This is a genomic window from Nocardia sp. NPDC004654 (genome assembly GCF_040609595.1).
Classification (GTDB): domain Bacteria; phylum Actinomycetota; class Actinomycetes; order Mycobacteriales; family Mycobacteriaceae; genus Nocardia.
The window spans coordinates 1-18,725 of sequence record NZ_JBEXKI010000015.1 but is presented as its reverse complement, the minus strand read 5'-3'; the positions used below and the strand labels follow the sequence as shown (position 1 = coordinate 18,725).

Here is an 18,725-nt window from a genome sequence, read left to right as displayed (position 1 = left end):
GTCAGGTCAGATACCGGTACGCCGGTGAACCGGGCTCCAGCCGCTCGCACTGGATGGGGGAGGCTGCCATCCGCTCCAGCACCGACTCCAGACCGTCCGGCGTGCCGAGTTCGATGCCGACCAGCGCGGCCCCGGTCTCCCGGTTGTTGCGCTTGACGTACTCGAACAGGGTGATGTCGTCGTCCGGGCCGAGCACCTCGTTGAGGAAGCGGCGCAGCGCGCCGGGCTCCTGCGGGAAGTCGACGAGGAAGTAGTGCTTCAGGCCGCGGTGCACCAGCGAGCGTTCGATGATCTCGCCGTAGCGCGAGACGTCGTTGTTGCCGCCCGACACCAGGCACACCACCGTCGAGCCCGGCGTGACGTCGACCTCGGCGAGCGCGGCCACCGCGAGCGCGCCCGCGGGTTCGGCGATGATGCCCTCGTTCTGGTACAGGTCGAGCATGGTGGTGCAGATCGCGCCCTCGTCGACCTGGAGCAGACGGAAAGCGCCTGCGCCGTTGCGGGATTCGGTCGCGGTCAGTAACGGCAGCGAGCCGTGCGAGACGACCCGCCCGCCGAAGCCCGCGACCGCGGCGTAGGGCACCGCGCCGATCCTGCGCACCGCGGCGCCGTCGACGAACGGGTCGATCTCCGGCAGCGTCACCGGTCCGCCCGCGACCAGTGCCGCGGTCATCGAGGCCGCGCCCGCCGGTTCGGCGCCGAGGATGCCGGTCTGCGGCGCGCGCTCGCGCAGGTAGGTGCCGACACCGGCCAGGCAGCCGCCGCCGCCCACCGGAACGACCACGAGGTCGGGCGCGGCGCCGAGCTGCTCGAGGATCTCGGCGGCGATGGTGCCCTGGCCCGCGGCGGTGCGCGGGTCGTCGAACGGGGGAACCATGGTCGCGCCGGTGCGCTCGACGTCGGCGGCCGCGGCCGCCGCGGCGGCGTCGTAGGTCTCGCCGACCGCGATCAGCTCGACGAACTCGCCGCCGTGCACCCGGATCCGGTCGCGCTTCTGCTTCGGGGTGGTGGTCGGCACGTAGATGCGGCCGGTGATGCCCATGGCCTGGCAGGCGTAGGCGACGCCCTGGGCGTGGTTGCCCGCGCTGGCGGCGACAACGCCCGCGGCCCGCTCCTCGGCGCTGAGCTGGACGATGAGGTTGTAGGCCCCGCGCAGCTTGTAGGAGCGCACGGCGGAGAGGTCCTCGCGCTTGAGGTAGACCTGCGCGCCCGTCAGCGCGGATAGCCGCGGGCTGAGCTGGAGCGGGGTCGGGTCGATAATGTCGGCAATTCGCTTGGCGGCGGCATCGATCTCGTCCGCGCTCAGTGCGGGACGGGCGGCGGACAAGTGATCGATCACATCAAGCGGATTGGACACTCGAAATATGCTGCCACCCGCCGCGACGCAAGTGCGCGGCGGGTGGGGCGCTCGCTTGTCGGATCAGCGCGGGGTGAGCACGAAAACGGGGATCTGGCGGGTCGTCTTCGTCTGATAGTTGGCGTAATCGGGCCACACCTCGACGGCGCGGTCCCACCACACCCGCTTCTCCTCGCCGAAGACCTCGCGCGCGGTGTAGTCCTTGCTGACCTCGCCGTCGCGCAGTTCGACGTGCGGTTCGGCCTTGATGTTGTAGTACCAGACCGGGTGCTTGGGCGCGCCGCCCAGTGAGGCGACTACGGCGTACTCGCCGTCGTGCTCCACCCGCATCAGCGGGGTCTTGCGGAGCTTCCCGGTCTTGGCGCCCTTGGTGGTGAGCAGGATGACGGGCTTGCCCATCATCGACGTGCCCTTGGTACCGCCGGACTTCTCGTAGGTCTCCGCCTGCTTACGGGCCCAGTCGGATGTGCTCGGTGCGTACTCTCCGGAAAGTGGCATACGAGCGGCAACACCGCACCGGCTACCGGTGTTCCCGGGCGGAAATGTTCGGTGGCCCGAAATTCACCTTCCGTATATCCTGATGGCATGGCAACGGCTCACCCCACCAGCGTGGACATCGCGGGCACCCCGTGGCCCGTGTACAAGCTCGAGGCGCTGGCCGCCGGGCTGGTGGCCGGTGCGCTGCTCCTGCTGATCACCGGCGTCCCGCAGGTCGCCGTGCTGGCCGCCGCCGCGGTCGCGGCTCTGCGCTGGACCGTCGGTCACGTGACGGCGCGGCGGGGGACTGCGATCCGCCGCCCCCGGGAGCTGGCCACGCACTGATCGCGCGGCGCCCGCGGTAGCTCTCCGCTCTCGATCGAGTTCGGCTGTCGGTGGCGCATCGGTCTCGGTGGTCCACGCCCGGTGAGTACCTGGCTCGATCGGCGTCTCCGCCGCTACGAATCAGTCCCCGCCCAACGGCAACGCCGCCAGTTCCCCGCGCGAGACGACACCGAGCTTCGGATACGCCTTGTACAGGTGATGGCCGACCGTCCGCGGGCTCAGGAACAGCTGCGCGGCGATGTCCCGATTTGTCATTCCCTGCGCCGCGAGCCGCACGATCTGCAATTCCTGCGGGGTGAGCGCGGCGAGCATCCCCGATCCGGCCCGAGCCGCGGCCCCGACGCCGAGCGCGCCGAGTTCCACGCGGGCGCGCTCGGCCCACGGCGCGGCGTCCAAGCGCTCGAAGATCTCCAACGCCGGTTGCAGCTGACTCCTGGCGTCCACCTTGCGGCGGTTGCGGCGCAGCCACTCCCCGAAGAGCAGCTGCGTGCGGGCGCGCTCGAACGGACGGCCACCGAGCTCGAGCGAGGCGCGGAAATGCTCCTCGGCCTCCGCGTCCGGACCGAGCAGGGCGCGAGCGCGTGCGGCGAGCGCGGCGACCCAATCCTGGCGCGAGGCCGCGGCCCAGTGCTCGAGCCGGTCCAGCGCGTCGCCTGCCCGGGCCGGATCCCCGAGCCGCACCGCCGCTTCCACGAGATCGGGTAGCGAGCGCAGTCCGATGACCATGTGCCGGGACGGTTCCTCGGTCAGCGACTCGAGCCGTGCGATAGCGCTGTCCACCCGGCCGAGCCCGAGATCGAGCATGCCGAGCGCCGCGTGTGCCCAGCTGGCGCCCGGCGCGTCGGCGCCGCCGAACCGCTCGGCCAGCGCGTGCTCGGCCGCCGCGCGGCAGTCCGCTTCCCGGCCAGCGAGGGCCGCCAGATAGGCGAGCATGGCCGAGAGCTGGCCGACCCAATGGTCCTGCCCGGTGTCTTGCGCGATTCGCGCCCCTTCGGTCGCGATGACCAGCGCCTCGCGCGGTCGGCCGAGGAAGCACTCGGCTTCGGAGTGGAAGAACAGCAGCGTCGGCAGCGGGCCGATCCTGCCCTCGTCGCGACATGTCGCGACCAACTCGTCCGCCAGTTCCGCCACCTGCTCGTCCTGTCCGACCACGAGACCGACGCCGGACAACTGCACCAGGTCGCGCACGTCCGCGCCCGTGGCGCGGGCCTTGTCGGCCGCCGCGCGCAGGTCGACGTGGAACCGCCCGTGCACGCCGTCGAGCACGTACGCGGTGGTGTGCGCCAGCGAATCGTCTTGGGGCAGCGGCAGTGTGGCCAGGCGCCGGGTGACTTCGTCGAGTTCGTCGGCGCCCAGATACCACGCGGTGTGTATCGCGACCATCAGGATGCGCGCCGCGAGCAGCGGTTCCCCTGGCGCCGAGTCGGCCGCCGCGACCAGCCGCCGGTGCGCCGGAAGTCGTTTGCCCGCACCGAATTCCGCGAGGCCGCGAACCAGGTCGAGGCGCGCGGCGAGCAGCGGGTCGGCGGTCTGTGTCACCGCGCGCTCGGCCAGCCGGTCCGCCAGCTCGTACATGCCCGTCTCGCCCGCGGTTTCGGCGGCGAGCACCAGCCTGCCCACCCGCGCCGCGAGGTCGGTGCTGAGCGTGGCCGCGCGCTCGTAGGCGGCCACCGCGCCGTGATAGCCGTTGCGGGCGCGCGCCCGATCGGCGGTAGCGGCCAGTGCGGCGGCGATGGCTTCGTCCGGGCCGGTGGCGGCCGAAGCCAGATGCCAGGCGCGCAGGTCGGCGTCCTCGGGTGCGGTGAGCGTCGCGGCGAGCGCGCCGTGCGCGGCGAGCCGCTGGGCGAGCGGCGCGCCCTGATAGATCGCCGAACGCAGCAGCGGATGACGGAAGGTGAGCGTGCGGCCGTCGGTGTGCACCAGGTCGTCGTCCTCGGCGGGCTGTAGATCGGCGGGACCGGCGCCGAGGGTCGCCGCCGCCCGCAGCACCGGATCGATCTCGGCCGCGCCCGCCGCGGCGGCGATCAGCAGCAGGGTCCGCGTTGCTTCGGGCAGCCTGCTGACCCGGCCGTGGAAGGCGACCTGAAGCCGCTGGGTGAGCGGCAGCGGATTCGGCCCGGAGTCGGCGGACTCGGCGGCCAGCACCGCGGGAAGTTCGCGCAGTGCCAGCGGGTTGCCGCCCGCCTCGGTGAGCAGCCGGTAGCGCAGCGCGGGGGCGAGATCCGGTGCGTCCGCGTCCACCAGCGCGGCGGCCGCGTCCTGGCGCAGCGCGGGCACGAGCAGCTCCGGCAGACCGGGCGCCGGGAAATCGTTCGCGCCCGCGCGGGTCGCGAAGATCATCGCGACGCCTTCCGCGTCCAGGCGGCGCGCGGCGAAGAGCAGAGTCTCCGCGGTCGCGCGGTCCAGCCAGTGCGCGTCGTCGATCAGACACAGCAGCGGTCCGTCGGCCGCCTCCTCCGCCAACAGCGAGAGCACCGCCAAGCCGATGAGCAGCCGGTCGCCGGGTTCCTGCGCCCCGAGCCCGAACGCGCCGAGCAACGCCGCGCGCTGTCGCTCGGGCAGCGTGTCCGCCAGCGCCATGCCGGGCCGGACCATCAGGTGCAGTCCAGCGAAGGGCAGCTCGGCCTCCGACTCGACACCCGCGCTGCGCACCGACGGAATACCTTGTGCCGCAGCGTAATCGAGTAGCGCAGTCTTGCCGATACCCGGTTCGCCGCGCAGCACGAGGACGCCGCTGCGCCCCGCCCGTGCGTCGGCGAGCAGTCGATCGATGCGGGCCTGTTCGGCCTCGCGTCCGTGCAGCATCCGTTCACCGTATCGGTCACCGACGTGCGGTACGTAGGTCATCGGTCGCGGTATGTAGGTCATCGGTCGCGGAAAGTACTTATAGGTGACTGATTCGGCGACCCCTCGCCCCCCCATACCTTGTTCTCACAGCGCAACACAGCGCAGGGAAATACAAGGGAGACAACGATGAACGACCTGGTCGCGCAGTACCTGGAGATCTGGAACACCACCGACGCCGCCGCCCGCTCGGCCGCCATCGCCCGGGTCTTCACCGACGAGCCGCGCTACGTCGACCCGCTCATGGCCGTCACCGGGCGCGAGGCGCTGGACGCGGGGATCGCCGCGGTGCAGGCGCAGTTCCCCGGCATGGTGTTCCGCTTGGCGGGCCCGGTCGACGGACACCACGACCAGGTGCGCTTCACCTGGGAGCTGGGTCCGGCCGACGGTCCCGCGCTGGTGGTCGGCTTCGACGTCGCGGTGCTCGACCAGGGCCGCATCGCCGACGTGTACGGCTTCCTCGACAAGGTCCCCGCCGCCGCCTGATCCTCCCGAAAATCGCTATCCAGAAAAGAGATTCGTCATGACCACCACCACCGCCCCCGGTTACCTGTCCACCCTGCTCGCCCCCGGCGACAAGCTGCTGCGGACCTCGCTGCGCTTGGACGCGGTGATCACCGGAGCGAACGGAATCGCCTACCTGGCCCTGTCCGGCCCGCTCGAGTCGCTGCTCGGCCTCGACCGGGGCCTCGGCCTCGCGATCGGCGTCTTCCTCACCCTCTACGGCCTCGGCGTCGCGGTGATCGGGTCGACGAAGTCGATCAACCCCGTCGCCGCCCGCGCGGTGATCGGCCTGAACGCCGCCTGGGTCCTGGTCAGCCTGGCCGCGCTTGCCGAGGGCGCGCTCGACCTGAACATCGTCGGCTCGGTCTGGACGGTCATGCAGGCCGCGACGGTCGGCGGCTTCGCGGCCCTCCAGTACCTGGGTCTGCGCAAGACTCGGTGACGCCGAACCTTCTCTCCGACAACAGCATCGACCACCGCACGGCCCCGGCGACCCGCCGGGGCCGTCGCCTTGTGCGTCCGCACACGCCTCGAAGACGATAGCCGCGCAGATCAGCGAGGGTTTCGGATCCGGAAGGACGGGCGTCGAGGCGGGTAGCGTCGGACGCATGACAGAGGGACCTGTGGAAGCTCCGTCTTTTCACTCGGATCGGATCGACGCCGATCGGATCGATGAGCTGATCGAGATCCTCGACTTGCAGGCCGACCTGCCCGGCATCCGCCGGATGCGGCAGTGGGCGCACGAGGCGCTCGCGGTCCGCGCGGGGGAGCGGACCCTTGACATCGGGGCGGGCACCGGATCGGAGGCGCTGGTCTTCGCCGAGCGGGTGGGCGCCGAGGGCGCGGCGGTCGGCCTGGATCCGAACCCCGCGATGCTGGCCATCGCGCGGCGGCGGGCCGAGGCCGCCGGGTCGTCCGCGCGGTTCGTGCACGGCTCGGTCTATCACCTGCCGTTTCCGGACGCGTCCTTCGACGCGGTCCGCTGCGAGCGCGTCTACCAGCATCTCGACGATCCCGCCGCGGCCACCGCCGAAATCGCCAGGGTGCTGCGCCCCGGCGGCCGGGTCCTGCTGATCGACAGCGACTGGTACACCGCCATCACCCACCCGGGCGATCCGGCCGTCGTCGAGGCGCTCGGCACCGCGATGCTCGCGGACGTCCCCAACCCCGCGTCCGGCCGTAGGCTGCGCGGACTGCTGGCGGGCCAGGGCCTCGTCATCGACGATCAGGGATCCGAGGCGGTGATCTGGGATCCGGTGACCGCGCGACCGCTTTACCAGCAGATGAACGAGCAAGCGTCGAGATACGGCACCGTCACCGCCGAGGAGTTCGAGCGGTTTCTCGCCGACCTGGACGCGGGCATCGAGCGTGGTGATTTCCACCTGTCGGTGACGATGTTCGCGGTGCTCGCCCACAAGCCGTGACCGTGTCGCGTCTTCGGATATAGCGACGGATAACTACTGTCGGCGCGATGTCGTCGCTCTTCGGGAAAGCGGCCCTCGTCGTCGGAAGAGGTCGGCGACAGCGGCGCTGTGTCAGGCGACCCGGCTCGGCTCCGCGTAGCGGGCACGCGAAAAATTCCGGATCGACCGGGGTATCTTCGTCGAAACGCATTGAAAGACAGCGTTTTCATTAACGGGGTCGGGCGCGGGGGCGATGATTCGAGTAGTCCAGTACGCGGGTTTCCGACGCGAATTCGAGGGGAGAATTTCGCCATGAAACGCCTGGTGGTGTGTTGCGACGGCACGTGGAAAGCCGAGAACAGCAGCACGGTATCCAACATCGTCAAAATCGCACAGACCGTCCGCATGGAGGCCGCGGGCCCCGACGGGCAGCCGATCCGCCAGCACGTGATCTACGTATCCGGGCCCGGCGCACGGGGTTTCACCGCCGACCGGCTGTTCGGCGGCGCCTTCGGCTTGGGTCTGGAGGCGAACCTGTCCGCCGCCTACTGGCAGATCGCCGTCAACTGGGAGCCCGGCGACGAGCTCTACATCTTCGGCTTCAGCCGCGGCGCGTACACCGCGCGCAGCCTGGTCGGCCTGATCGACTGCATCGGCATCATGAAACCCGGCTCGATGATCGCCGGGCACTACCCGAAGGCCTTCAAGATGTACCGCCGCCGCGGCCGCAAGAGGCCGATGTGGTGGCGCACGCCGCCCACCGACCAGCACCTGCGCGACTTCCGTCGCGAGCACAGCCATCGCAGGCGGGTCATCGACTTCATCGGCGTGTTCGACACCGTCGGCGCGCTCGGCGTCCCCGGCCTGACCTCGTGGCGGCACCGCTTCCACGACGTCAAGCTCTCGCCACGGGTGCTGTGCGCACGACAAGCCCTCGCCATCGACGAACGGCGGCGCAACTTCGAGCCCTGCCTCTGGGAGGTGCCGGTCGAACTCGGCATCAAATATCGCCGGATCAAGGACCGCAAGGCCGACCGCGTCAAGCAGGTCTGGTTCGAGGGCGTGCACAGCGACATCGGCGGCGGCTACGCCCAGTGCGGGCTGTCCGACATCACGTTGCGCTGGATGGTCGCCGAGGCGGAGGCCGAGGGCCTCGCGTTCAACACCGAACTGCTCGAGGAGCTTTCGGCCAAGTGCGCGGGGCAGGAGAACCACATGGAGCGGCACAAGTCGTGCGGGCCCGGCTACACCCTGCTGAACGTGGTGCGGACCCTCCGAAGCCCGCTGCGGGCGCGGTTCTATTGGAACTCCCTGCGCCGCCTGCGGGTGGAGACAGACAACGGCGTCCTGCTCGCCTCGACGGTGCACGACAAGGGCGAATACCGGCCCTACAACCTGCGGCGCTGGCAGGAGGACCTGGGCGGCGAGTTCCCGGCCGAGCTGATCGAAAAGATCAGCCCGCTCGATGCCTCAACGCACCAGCAGGGCGACGGGGAGCCGAGCGAACAGCTTCTCTAGGCGCGCCCTGCCCTGGAAGGTGTGGCCGGTGAGCCGGTCGGTCCAGTTGCCCTGCGGCAGGTCGAGCGCGGTATCGCCCCAGCCGGTGTCGGTGAGGCCGACGCTGTGCCTGGTGGCCGCGACGATCACCTCGGGCGCCTCGCCGACTCGGGCGCGCGCGTAGGACACCAGCCGGGCGGCTTGCTCACCGGTGGCGAACAGCGGCAGGTAGGCGCCGCCGACGAAGCAGTCGGGGCGCTCCCTGCGCAGCCACAGCGCGTAGGCGACGATCCACATCTTCGCCGCGCCGGAGGTGTCCAAAGCCGGTGTGCCGGTGAGCGATTGCAACATGCCGGTGCGCGCGGGGAAGTCGACGGGGCGGCGGTTGTCCGGGTCGACCAGCGAGTCCTCCCACAGCTCGCAGCCCTGGTACAGGTCGGGGATACCCGGACCGCACAGCTGAAGCAGCTTCTGCGACAACGCGTCCGACCAGGCGTGCGGCGCCAGATCGTGCACCAGATCGCTGAGCTCCGCGCCGACCGGTCCGTCGATCACCGCGTCCATCCACGCGTGCACGGCCGCCTCGAACTCGCCGTCCGGCTCCTCCCACGAGGTGCGGGTGCCCGCCTCGCGCATCGCCTTCTCGGCGAACAGGTGCAGCCGCTCGCGCAGTCCCGGCACCGAGGAGGCCGGGCGGCCGTCGGCGGGCCAGACGCCGAACATGTTCTGCAACAGGAAGAGCGCCGTCGCGCCGTCCGGTGCGGGCGTCTTGTCCATCCAGGTCTCGACCGACCGAGCCCAGGTCCTCGCGACCTGGGAGAGCACCCCGATCCTGGCGCGCACGTCCTCGCCGCGCTTGGTGTCGTGGGTGGACAGCGTGGTCATCGTGGCGGGCCAGCGCTGCGCGCGTTCGACGTTGGCGAGATGGAACTCGTTGAGCGAGTGGCCGAATCGGGCCGGATTGCCGCCCACCTCTTGTAGCGAGACCAGCCGGGCCGCCTGGTAGAACATGGTGTCCTCGACGGCCTTCGCGGTGATCGCGCCGCACACCTGGTGGAAACGGGCGGCCGCCTCCGCGTCGGCGGCGAGCGCGCTCACCAGCACGTTCAGCGGCGCGGTGAGCTCGCTGTTGCGCTTCTCCACCTCGGCGATCACCGCACCGGTCATGCCGGCCAGCGGCGCGTAGTCGGCGCGGTAGACCGGCATGAAGGCGAGCACCTCGATGGTGGCGTTGGTCAGCGCCATCGTGTCGAAGCTGTCCGCTCGCGCGTCGCGTTTGATCGCGCCGACCAGCCGCCGAATCTCGGGCGCCAGAATGCTTTCGGCGACGGCGCGTTTGATCCGGTGCTCGGTCTCGCCGATCCAGGCGCGGTCGCTGCCGTGTCCGGCGAAGCGCCGCGACAGCTCGGTCAGCGTCTGTTCGCCGTCGGGATCGATGAGCACGCCGCCGAGACCGGCCAGCGCGTCGTAGCCGGTGGTGCCGTCGATGGGCAGCGTCGCATCCAGCGGTTCACGGTTGGCCAGGATCTTCTCCACCAGCAGCAGCCGCTGCGGGCCGATCAGCTGGCGCAGGCGGCTCAAATACGCCGCGGGATAGGACAATCCGTCCGGATGATCCACCCGGACGCCGTCGATCAGGTCGTGTTCGCACCAGGCCGCGAGTTCGCGGTGGGTGAGGTCGAAGACCTCCGGGTCCTCCTGTCGCACCGCCGCCAGGCTGCTCACCGCGAAGAACCGCCGGTAGGTGCAGAGTCCGGCTTTCCAGCTCACCAGGCGGTAGTGCTGCTTGTCGTGGATGCGCAGCGCGTTGTCGCCGTCGGTGCCCGGCGCGATCGGGAAACGCAGATCGTGCAGCGCCAGCATCGGTTCCGGGCCGGAGCGATCCACGGTCAGCGCGGCGGGATCGTTCTCGCTCTGCAACACCGGCAGCGCCAGCCGGCCGCCCGCGCCGTTGCCCGGGCTCCAGTCGATGTCGAAGAACCGCGCGAACGGCGAATCCTTGCCGTTGCGCAGCACGTCCCACCACCACGGGTTCTGCCGCGGATCGGCGACACCGACGTGGTTGGGCACCAGGTCCACGATCAGTCCCATGCCCCTGGTGCGCACCTCGTCGGAGAGCGCCTTGAGCCCGAGCGGGCCGCCGAGCGCCGCCGAGACGGTGCTGGGATCGGTGACGTCGTAGCCGTGCGTCGACCCGTGCGTCGCGGTCAGGATCGGCGACAGGTACAGGTGCGAGATGCCGAGCTGCTGAAGGTATTCCGCGATCGCTCTGGCGTCGGCGAAGGTGAGCGCGTCGGGGCGCAGTTGCAGCCGGTAGGTGCTGCGCACGGTGGTCTGCCGCGCGAGTGCTCGCCCGCGGGCGATGGGGTCGGTGTGGTGTGTCTCGATCGGTGCGTTCGATGCGGTCATGTGCGTGTCGGTCATGCGGGGCAGCGGAGGACGAGCAGACAACGGGCAGGGACGGAGATCGTGGCGGCGGCCGGATAGGTGGCCTCGGCTCGGCCGTCGGCCGACGAGCAGTCCAGCGCCACCGTCCACGGTCCTCCGTAATCGGTGCCGGGCAAGGCGAAATCGAGGGCCGAGTCGTGGGCGTTGAAGCACAGCAGGAACGAATCGTCGGTGATGCGTTCACCGCGCGGTCCCGGCTCGGGAATGCCCTGGCCGTTCAGATAGACCATGAGCGCTTTGGCGAAACCGCTCTCCCAGTCCGCGGCGGTCATCTCCGCACCGGCGGGCGTCAGCCAGGCGATGTCGCCGGCTCGGTCCTTGGCGCGAATCGGTTGTCCCGCGAGGAATCTGCGGCGGCGGAAGACGGGATGCTCGGTGCGCAGCGCGATGACCGAGCGGGTGAACGCGAGCAGATCGGCGTTGGTCTCGGCCAGCGACCAGTCCATCCAGGCCAGCGGCGAATCCTGGCAGTACACATTGTTGTTGCCCAGCTGGCTGCGGCCCATCTCGTCGCCGTGGGCCAGCATCGGGGTGCCCTGGCTCAGCACCAGCGTGGCCAGCATGTTGCGGGTCTGTTTGGCGCGCAGGGCGTTGATCTCCGGATCGTCGGTCGGGCCCTCGACGCCGCAGTTCCACGACCGGTTGTAGCTCTCGCCGTCGCGATTGCCCTCACCGTTGGCATCGTTGTGCTTCTCGTTGTAGGACACCAGGTCCCGCAGCGTGAAACCGTCGTGCGCGGTGACGAAATTGATGCTGGCGCTCGGCCTGCGGCCGGTGGCTTCGTACAGATCCGAGGAACCAGCGAGCCGAGAGGCGAACTCGCCCAGGGTGGCCGGTTCCCCGCGCCAGTAGTCGCGGACGGTGTCGCGGTACTTGCCGTTCCACTCCGTCCACAGCCCGGGGAAGTTGCCCACCTGGTAGCCGCCCTCGCCGACGTCCCACGGCTCGGCGATCAGCTTGACCTGGCTGACCACCGGATCCTGTTGCACCAGATCGAAGAACGTGGACAGCCGGTCCACGTCGTGCAGTTCGCGGGCCAGGGTGGCGGCCAGATCGAAGCGGAAACCGTCGACGTGCATGTCCAGGATCCAGTACCGCAGCGAGTCCATGATCAGCTGCAAGGTGTGCGGATGCCGGACGTTGAGGCTGTTGCCGGTGCCGGTGTAATCCATGTAGCGGCCCGGATCACCGTCCAGCAGACGGTAATACGCGGCGTTGTCGATACCGCGGAAGCCCAGCGTCGGTCCTAGGTGGTTGCCCTCGGCGGTGTGGTTGTAGACCACGTCGAGGATCACCTCGATACCCTCGGCGTGCAGCGCGCGCACCATCGCCTTGAACTCGGTCACCGCCGCGCCGCCGCGCGGACTCGCCGCGTACTCGTTGTGCGGCGCCAGATAGCCGAAGCTGTTGTAGCCCCAGTAGTTTCGCAAGCCCTGGTCGAGCAGCACCCGGTCGTGCAGGAATTGGTGCACCGGCATCAGTTCGATCGCGGTGATGCCGAGGTTCTTCAAATGCTCGACGATCGCCGGGTGCGCGATGCCCGCGTAGGTGCCGCGCAGTTCCTCCGGCACCTCGGGGTGCGTCATCGTCATGCCCTTGACGTGCGCCTCGTAGATGACCGTCTCGTGGTAGGGCCGGTTCGGCGCGCGGTCGGCGCCCCAGTCGAAGAACGGGTTGATGACGACGCCGGTCATGGTGTGGCCCAGCGAATCCAGGCCGTGGGTATAGAGGGAGGGGTCGTTGTCGAACTCGCCGTCGAAGGCCTTGCCGTACGGGTCCAGCAGCAGTTTGCTCGGATCGCAGCGCAGACCGCGGTCCGGGTCGTAGGGACCGTGCACGCGGAAGCCGTAGCGCTGACCGGGGCCGATCGTCGGCAGGTAGGCGTGCCAGACGTAGCCGTCCACCTCGTCGAGCGCGATTCTCGTCTCGCCGCCGTCCTTGGCGATCAGGCACAGCTCGACGGATTCGGCGATCTCGGAGAAGACCGAGAAGTTGGTGCCCGCGCCGTCGTAGGTCGCCCCGAGAGGGTAGGCGGTGCCTGGCCAGACACCTAATGGGGTCACCTCACCGGGCGCTGCGTCGGGCTGAGCCATGGCAACGACAGTAGCGTGAGGCATTTGCCGGGTCGGCGCACGGCCGTACTCCTCGCCGCGACACTGCGTGCCCCTCTCATTCAGCGGACAACCAGCGGCGCTCGTAACCGAGCCGCCGCGCGACCCGCGCCAGCCCGCCGAGCAGTGCGCGTTGCGGCCGAGCGGGGATGCCCGCGAGGTAACCGTCCTGGTAGTCCCACAGCAGCGCCAGCGCCAGCGGGTCGCGCGGAACCCGTCCCGCGGTGGTCTTGCCCGCCGCGTCGAGAGCACGCCAGAGCCGGAACATCTCCCAGTGCCGCAGCGGCGGGCGGATCTCGTGCTCGAACCGAGTGTCGGGGGCCTCGCTCCAGAACTCGTGCACGGCGCGCGGCGGGGCGGTCACCGTGTCGCCGGGATCGGCGACGATCTCGACGCCGTCGACGCGAAACCGCAGGCAGCCTTCCCGCACGGTCCAACTCTCGGCCAGCACGGGATGCCAGTGCGGTCCCGCCTGCCGCTCGACCTTTCGCACCAGGTGTTCCAGTCGCAGGTACGGCCCCAGCTCGTCGATCCCGCGATCGACGAGGGTGACTCGATGGCCGTTGGCGAAGGAGAGGACGGTATCGCGCATAACTCAGATATAAAGGTAACCTTCGTATTATGTCAACGGTCGATACCTTGCTGAAGCTGCTCGTCCAGGCGACCCGTTCCTACGAAACGGCGTTGAACCGTGAGCTACGCGCCGAACTCGACCCCGAGCTGCGACCGGCGCACTACGCCGTCTTCCGTCATCTGGATCCCGAAGGCTCGCGCGTCACGGCCTTGGCAGAGGCGGCGGGCATGACCCAGCAGTCGATGGGGGAGCTGGTGACGCACCTCGAGCGCTGCGGTTATGTCGAGCGGACGGTCGATCCCGCCGACCGTCGCGCCCGAATCGTCGTCACCACCGCGGCGGGCCGCCGCGCGCTCGCTCTCGCCGCCGACCGAATCGCGGGGATCGAGCGGATGCTCGCGGACGAACTCGGAGACGACGCACTTCGAGCGCTGCGGACGTCTTTGGCCAGGGTGCCGGGATTGATCGATAGCGATGTGCGGGAGGCGTAAGTCGGCAGAGTGATCGGGTCCGCGGTAGCGACGGTCGAACTGTCGAGCCGCAGGCCACGGTGTCGGAGCGAACTACGCCGGAGTGAGCGGCCGCCGCCAGGTCTGGCCGACCAAATCCTTGCCGAAACTGTGGTGCGGCGCCGATTCGGCGAGCTCGAATCCCGCGCGTTCGTAGATGCGGCGCGCTGCGGTGAGAACGTCGTTGGTCCACAACACCATCTCGCGGTAGCCGACCTCCGTCGCGAAGCGCAGGCATTCCGCGACCAGCCCGGCGCCGACGCCGAGCCCTCGGGCGCTCGGGTCCACGAGCAGCAGGCGGAGGCGGGCGGTGGTCTCGCTGTCGGCTACGCAGAAAACGCAGCCCACCGGCACCCCGCCGCACTCGGCGATCCACGCGCGCTCGCGTCGATCATCGTGCCCGGCAAGGAAATTCGCGACGATCTCGGCGACCAGCGCCTCGTACCGGACGTCCCAGCCGTACTCCGCGGCGTACAAGGCGGCATTGCGCTGGATCACCCAGCCGTAGTCGCCGGGCAGCGGCGCGCGCAAAGTGAACTGCCGCGCGGCGGGTTCGGCCGGACGGTCGAGCAGGCGCTGGATGGTGCGCATCGCGTCGACGAGCCGGGCCCGGTCGCCGGGTGGGTGCGCCGCGAGCAGCTTGCCCACGTCGGCCCCGGAGCGTTGGTTCAGCACCGCGAAGGCGGCCCGTCCCTTGTCGGTGAGCCGGACCTCTTGGCGGCGGGCGTCGCTGCTGGAACGCCCGCTCTCGATCAGCCCGCGGTTCTTGAATCGGGTCAGGATCCGGCTCAGGTAGCCGGGGTCCAGGTCCAGCGCGCGGCGCAGCCGGACCGCTTCGGTGGAACCGGTGGTCGCTAGTTCGAACAGGATTCGCGCCTCGGTCAGGGAGAACTCCGTGTCCACGAGTCCCTCGGCGAGCACGCCGATGACCCGCGTGTAATGGCGGTTGAACTCGCGCACGGCGGCGATGTCGGTGGGAAGGACGGCGGTCACGAGGGCTCCAATCGTTGACTGAGTCAAACAATATCCGGAATCGGTCGCGGCCGGGAGAATTCCCGGACTCCGGTCGGATCGACAGAGCTCGACTGGTAACTTGAACACCGTTCAAGCCCGTCGAACCGGGAGGAATTCCTGTGGCACTGACCCCCGACGAGATCACCGCCATCGACGCCGAACACGTCTGGCACCCCTACGGCGGATTCCCGGCTTCGACGCCGCCGCTCGTGGTGGCCGAGGCGTCCGGCGCACGGCTCACCCTGGCCGACGGCCGCGAACTCGTCGACGGCATGAGCTCGTGGTGGGCGGCCGTGCACGGCTATCGGCACCCGGTGCTCGACGCCGCGTTGCTCGCGCAGTCGCGGCGGATGAGCCACGTCATGTTCGGCGGGCTCACCCACGAACCGGCCGCGCGCCTGTCCCAGCTGCTGGTCGAGCACACACCCGCTGGGTTGGAGAAAGTCTTCCTATGCGACTCCGGCTCGGTCTCGGTCGAGGTCGCCACCAAGATGTGTCTGCAGTATTGGCGCAGTGTCGGCAAACCCGAGAAGCGGCGCCTGCTCACCTGGCGCGGCGGCTACCACGGCGACACCTTCACCCCGATGAGCGTGTGCGACCCCGAGGGCGGCATGCACTCGCTGTGGACCGACGTCCTCGTCGAACAGATCTTCGTCGCGGCGCCGCCGCGCGACCATCGCGCCGACTACGTCGCCGAACTGGAACGCGCGATCACCGCGCACGCCGGCGAACTCGCGGCCGTCATCGTGGAACCGGTCGTCCAGGGCGCGGGCGGTATGCGCTGGCACGACCCGCGCTACCTCGCCGACCTGCGCCGCCTCTGCGACGCCAACGACGTGCTGCTCGTCTTCGACGAGATCGCCACCGGCTTCGGTCGCACCGGCGAGTTGTTCGCGGCCGACCACGCTGGCGTCGCCCCCGACGTCATGTGCGTCGGCAAGGCGCTGACCGGCGGCTACCTGACGCTGGCCGCGACACTGTGCACCGCGCGCATCGCCGAGACCATCAGCGCGGCGCACGGCGGGCTGATGCACGGACCCACCTTCATGGGCAACCCGCTGGCTTGCGCGGTGGCCGTCGCGTCGATCGAGCTGCTGCTCTCGCGCGATTGGCGTGGCGAGGTGGCGCGGATCGAATCCGAACTCGTCGCGGGCTTGGCCCCCGCGCGGGAGTTGCCCGGCGTCGCGGACGTCCGGGTGCTCGGCGCGATCGGCGTCGTCGAACTCGAACGGTCGGTCGACATGCGCGCCGCCACCGCGGCCGCGGTCGACGCAGGCGTCTGGCTGCGGCCGTTCCGGAACCTCATCTACACCATGCCGCCGTTCATCAGCGGCACCGAGGAAGTCGCCACGATCACCTCGGGAATTTGCGCGGCGGCCGCGGCGCACATCCCGGCCGGTCTCCCATCCTGAACGGTGTTCAAGTATGCTGCGGAGCTGTGACTACCGATCCGTTGAGCTGGTTGGACGAACGGGCCGCAGAGCGGGTGACCGCCGGATTGCGCCGGGAGCTCCGGCCGCGGGATCCGCACTCGCCGTCGATCGATCTGGCCTCCAATGACTATCTCGGCCTCACCAAGCACCCCGAGGTGATCGAGGGCGCGATCGAGGCCGTGCGGCGCTGGGGCGCGGGTTCCACCGGCTCGCGACTGGTCACCGGGACCACCGCCGATCACGAGCGCTTGGAAGCCGAACTCGCCGAATTCGTCGGCGCCGAGGCGGGTCTCGTGTTCGCCTCCGGCTACGCCGCCAACCTCGGCGCGGTCACCGCGCTCGCGGGGCGCGGCGCGTTGATCGTCTCCGACGCGGGCAGTCATGCGTCGCTGGTCGACGCCTGCCGCCTCTCCCGCGCCAGGGTGGAGATCGCACCGCACTGTGATGTCGAGGCCGTGCACCGGCTGCTCGCCGCGCGCACCGAGGAGCGCGCGCTCGTTCTCACCGATTCCGTCTTCAGCGCCGATGGCGACTTGGCCCCGCTGGCCGAGCTGCACCGGGTGACCCGCGCGAACGGCGCGGTCCTCGTCGTCGACGAGGCGCACGGGCTCGGGGTGCGGAGTAAGGGAGGCCGCGGGCTCGTCCACGAACTCGGCCTCGCGGGCGAGCCGGATGTCGTCGTGACCGCGACGCTGTCCAAGGCCTTCGCCGCCCAGGGCGGCGCGGTGCTCGCCAGCGAACGGGTTCGCGCGCACCTCATCGACGCGGCGCGCACCTTCATCTTCGACACCGGTCTCGCGCCCGCCGCCGTCGGCGCCGCCCGCGCGGCCCTCGGGCTACTACGCCGCGAGCCCGCGATGGCGACGCGTGTGCTGGACCGCGCGGCCGACATCGCGCGGATCGCGGGTGTGCCCGCGCCGGACTCGGCGGTCGTCTCCGTGGTGCTCGGCGAGGCGCAGGTGGCCTACGACGCGGCCCAGGAATGTCGCGCGCGTGGACTGGACGTCGGCTGCTTCCGTCCGCCGTCGGTACCGGAGGGCACCTCGCGACTGCGGCTCACCGCCCGCGCCAACCTCACCGGCGCGGAGCTCGACACCATCGCCGACGTGCTCGGCTCGGTGCTGGCCGAGGCGCGCGGACTGGACGTGGTGCCCGCGTGAGTCTGTTGCTGGTCACCGGAACCTCGACCGATGTCGGGAAGACCGTCGTCACCGCCGCGCTTGCCGCGACGGCGCGCGCGGCGGGACTGTCGGTCGCGGTATGCAAGCCCGCCCAAACCGGCATCGCGCCCGGCGAACCCGGCGACCTCGCCGAGGTCGAGCGGCTGGCCGGTCCGGTCAAGACGCTCGAACTCGCCCGCTACCCGGAGCCGCTCGCGCCGGACACCGCGGCCCTTCGCTGCGGCCAACCGCTGCTGACGCTGAAGGAGACCGCCGCCGCCGTGCGCTCGCTGGACGACGCGGACCTCACCTTGGTCGAGGGTGCGGGCGGGCTGTTGGTGCGGGTCGGCGAGTTCACCCTGGTGGATCTCGCGCGTGAACTCGACGCGCCCGTGGTCGTCGTAGCGGCCGCGGGCCTCGGCACCCTCAATCACAGCGAGCTGACCGTCCGTGCGCTGGAGTCGGCGGGGGTCCGCTGCGCCGGCCTGGTGATCGGGGCATGGCCCGCTGAGCCGGATCTCGCCGCCGAATGCAACCGGACCGATCTTCCGCGCGTGACGGGTGTCGACGTTGTCGGCGTCGTACCGGCGGGCGCGGGTAGTTGGGATCAGGAGCGGTTCGTCGCGACGGCGCCGGAATGGTTCGTTCCGGGGTGGTCCGCGCTCCGCTGAGCGTGCGTCTCGCCGTGTCCATTCCGCGTTAAGTGTCGGTTTACCGCTTCTACCAGCGGATTTGACATCGTGCTCATCGCTACGTAACTTTATCCAAGTCAGAGCGACACGGACACCGACCCGGAGCCGAGACGCCAAGCCGAAAGGCTGAGCGTGGACCGGGAAACGAGGTAGTACGAGGAGCGCCTGGCGGTCACACTAGCTCGATTGGGACCCCGATTTGGTTTCGGGTTACTGGCCGCGCTAAGCTGTAAAAGTTGCCTCACCGATTGATCGGGGGAATCCCCGGGAGATGGTGTGTGCGTGTGTTCTTTGAGAACTCAATAGTGTGTCGATGAATGTCAGTGCCAAATTTTGAAATTTGGTTCCGGCTCTTCA

The 18,725-nt window shown here is 69.9% G+C and carries 16 protein-coding genes; 9 read left to right on the top strand and 7 right to left on the bottom strand.

The window, feature by feature from the left end; all coding sequences use genetic code 11:
* Position 1: 1 nt before the first annotated feature.
* Both ilvA and ABZV58_RS34255 read right to left on the bottom strand, forming a co-directional pair.
* Complete coding sequence (gene ilvA, locus ABZV58_RS34260) at positions 2-1,357, bottom strand: threonine ammonia-lyase IlvA (protein ID WP_355004345.1); 1,356 nt, start codon at positions 1,355-1,357, stop codon at positions 2-4.
* A 63-nt stretch (positions 1,358-1,420) separates the two neighbouring features.
* Positions 1,421-1,855, bottom strand: coding sequence for a nitroreductase family deazaflavin-dependent oxidoreductase (locus ABZV58_RS34255; protein WP_355004344.1), 435 nt, complete (start codon positions 1,853-1,855; stop codon positions 1,421-1,423).
* Between the two features lie 87 nt (positions 1,856-1,942).
* Between ABZV58_RS34255 and ABZV58_RS34250 the strand changes: the two genes are divergently transcribed.
* Positions 1,943-2,179 carry a hypothetical protein gene (locus tag ABZV58_RS34250; protein WP_355004343.1) on the top strand — a complete coding sequence of 79 codons (237 nt, stop codon included), beginning with the start codon at positions 1,943-1,945 and terminating at the stop codon, positions 2,177-2,179.
* Between the two features lie 120 nt (positions 2,180-2,299).
* Here ABZV58_RS34250 and ABZV58_RS34245 read toward each other — a convergent pair whose 3' ends face one another.
* Entirely contained in the window at positions 2,300-5,047 is a 2,748-nt protein-coding gene (locus ABZV58_RS34245) for an AAA family ATPase (protein ID WP_355004342.1), read from the bottom strand.
* A 105-nt stretch (positions 5,048-5,152) separates the two neighbouring features.
* Between ABZV58_RS34245 and ABZV58_RS34240 the strand changes: the two genes are divergently transcribed.
* The 4 genes from ABZV58_RS34240 to ABZV58_RS34225 all read left to right on the top strand — a co-directional run bounded on the left by ABZV58_RS34240 (position 5,153) and on the right by ABZV58_RS34225 (position 8,448).
* Positions 5,153-5,509 carry a nuclear transport factor 2 family protein gene (locus ABZV58_RS34240; protein WP_141812651.1) on the top strand — a complete coding sequence of 119 codons (357 nt, stop codon included), beginning with the start codon at positions 5,153-5,155 and terminating at the stop codon, positions 5,507-5,509.
* A 37-nt stretch (positions 5,510-5,546) separates the two neighbouring features.
* The gene (locus ABZV58_RS34235) at positions 5,547-5,969 is read left to right on the top strand and encodes a hypothetical protein (protein WP_355004341.1); all 423 of its coding nucleotides are present in this window, start codon (positions 5,547-5,549) and stop codon (positions 5,967-5,969) included.
* A 166-nt stretch (positions 5,970-6,135) separates the two neighbouring features.
* Positions 6,136-6,951 (top strand): methyltransferase domain-containing protein, encoded by an 816-nt coding sequence (locus ABZV58_RS34230; RefSeq protein WP_355004340.1) that lies wholly within the window; start codon positions 6,136-6,138, stop codon positions 6,949-6,951.
* A gap of 189 nt (positions 6,952-7,140) precedes the next feature.
* Positions 7,141-8,448 (top strand): DUF2235 domain-containing protein, encoded by a 1,308-nt coding sequence (locus tag ABZV58_RS34225; RefSeq protein ID WP_355004339.1) that lies wholly within the window; start codon positions 7,141-7,143, stop codon positions 8,446-8,448.
* On the opposite strand, the gene treY is transcribed toward ABZV58_RS34225, so the two are convergent.
* The 3 genes from treY to ABZV58_RS34210 all read right to left on the bottom strand — a co-directional run bounded on the left by treY (position 8,401) and on the right by ABZV58_RS34210 (position 13,578).
* On the bottom strand, positions 8,401-10,851 hold the full coding sequence (treY, locus tag ABZV58_RS34220; RefSeq protein ID WP_355004338.1) for a malto-oligosyltrehalose synthase: 2,451 nt from the start codon (positions 10,849-10,851) through the stop codon (positions 8,401-8,403). The genes ABZV58_RS34225 and treY overlap by 48 nt on opposite strands.
* On the bottom strand, positions 10,848-12,968 hold the full coding sequence (gene glgX, locus ABZV58_RS34215) for a glycogen debranching protein GlgX (RefSeq protein WP_355004337.1): 2,121 nt from the start codon (positions 12,966-12,968) through the stop codon (positions 10,848-10,850). The genes treY and glgX overlap by 4 nt, the downstream gene beginning before the upstream one ends.
* A 76-nt stretch (positions 12,969-13,044) precedes the next feature.
* Positions 13,045-13,578 carry a cupin domain-containing protein gene (locus ABZV58_RS34210; RefSeq protein WP_355004336.1) on the bottom strand — a complete coding sequence of 178 codons (534 nt, stop codon included), beginning with the start codon at positions 13,576-13,578 and terminating at the stop codon, positions 13,045-13,047.
* A gap of 29 nt (positions 13,579-13,607) precedes the next feature.
* On the opposite strand from ABZV58_RS34210, the gene ABZV58_RS34205 reads away from it, so the two are divergent.
* The gene (locus tag ABZV58_RS34205; protein WP_355004335.1) at positions 13,608-14,051 is read left to right on the top strand and encodes a MarR family winged helix-turn-helix transcriptional regulator; all 444 of its coding nucleotides are present in this window, start codon (positions 13,608-13,610) and stop codon (positions 14,049-14,051) included.
* Between the two features lie 72 nt (positions 14,052-14,123).
* Here ABZV58_RS34205 and ABZV58_RS34200 read toward each other — a convergent pair whose 3' ends face one another.
* Positions 14,124-15,062, bottom strand: a complete 939-nt coding sequence (locus ABZV58_RS34200) for a helix-turn-helix domain-containing GNAT family N-acetyltransferase (RefSeq protein WP_355004334.1) — start codon at positions 15,060-15,062, stop codon at positions 14,124-14,126.
* A gap of 140 nt (positions 15,063-15,202) precedes the next feature.
* Between ABZV58_RS34200 and ABZV58_RS34195 the strand changes: the two genes are divergently transcribed.
* Genes ABZV58_RS34195 through bioD form a run of 3 tightly spaced genes read left to right on the top strand, consistent with a single transcriptional unit; the run spans position 15,203 to position 18,347 of the window.
* Positions 15,203-16,495 (top strand): adenosylmethionine--8-amino-7-oxononanoate transaminase, encoded by a 1,293-nt coding sequence (locus ABZV58_RS34195; RefSeq protein ID WP_355004333.1) that lies wholly within the window; start codon positions 15,203-15,205, stop codon positions 16,493-16,495.
* A gap of 26 nt (positions 16,496-16,521) precedes the next feature.
* A complete protein-coding gene (locus tag ABZV58_RS34190) occupies positions 16,522-17,676 on the top strand; it encodes an 8-amino-7-oxononanoate synthase (protein ID WP_355004332.1) in 1,155 nt (384 codons plus the stop codon).
* Complete coding sequence (gene bioD / locus ABZV58_RS34185) at positions 17,673-18,347, top strand: dethiobiotin synthase (protein ID WP_355004331.1); 675 nt, start codon at positions 17,673-17,675, stop codon at positions 18,345-18,347. The genes ABZV58_RS34190 and bioD overlap by 4 nt, the downstream gene beginning before the upstream one ends.
* The last annotated feature ends 378 nt before the right edge of the window (positions 18,348-18,725 follow it).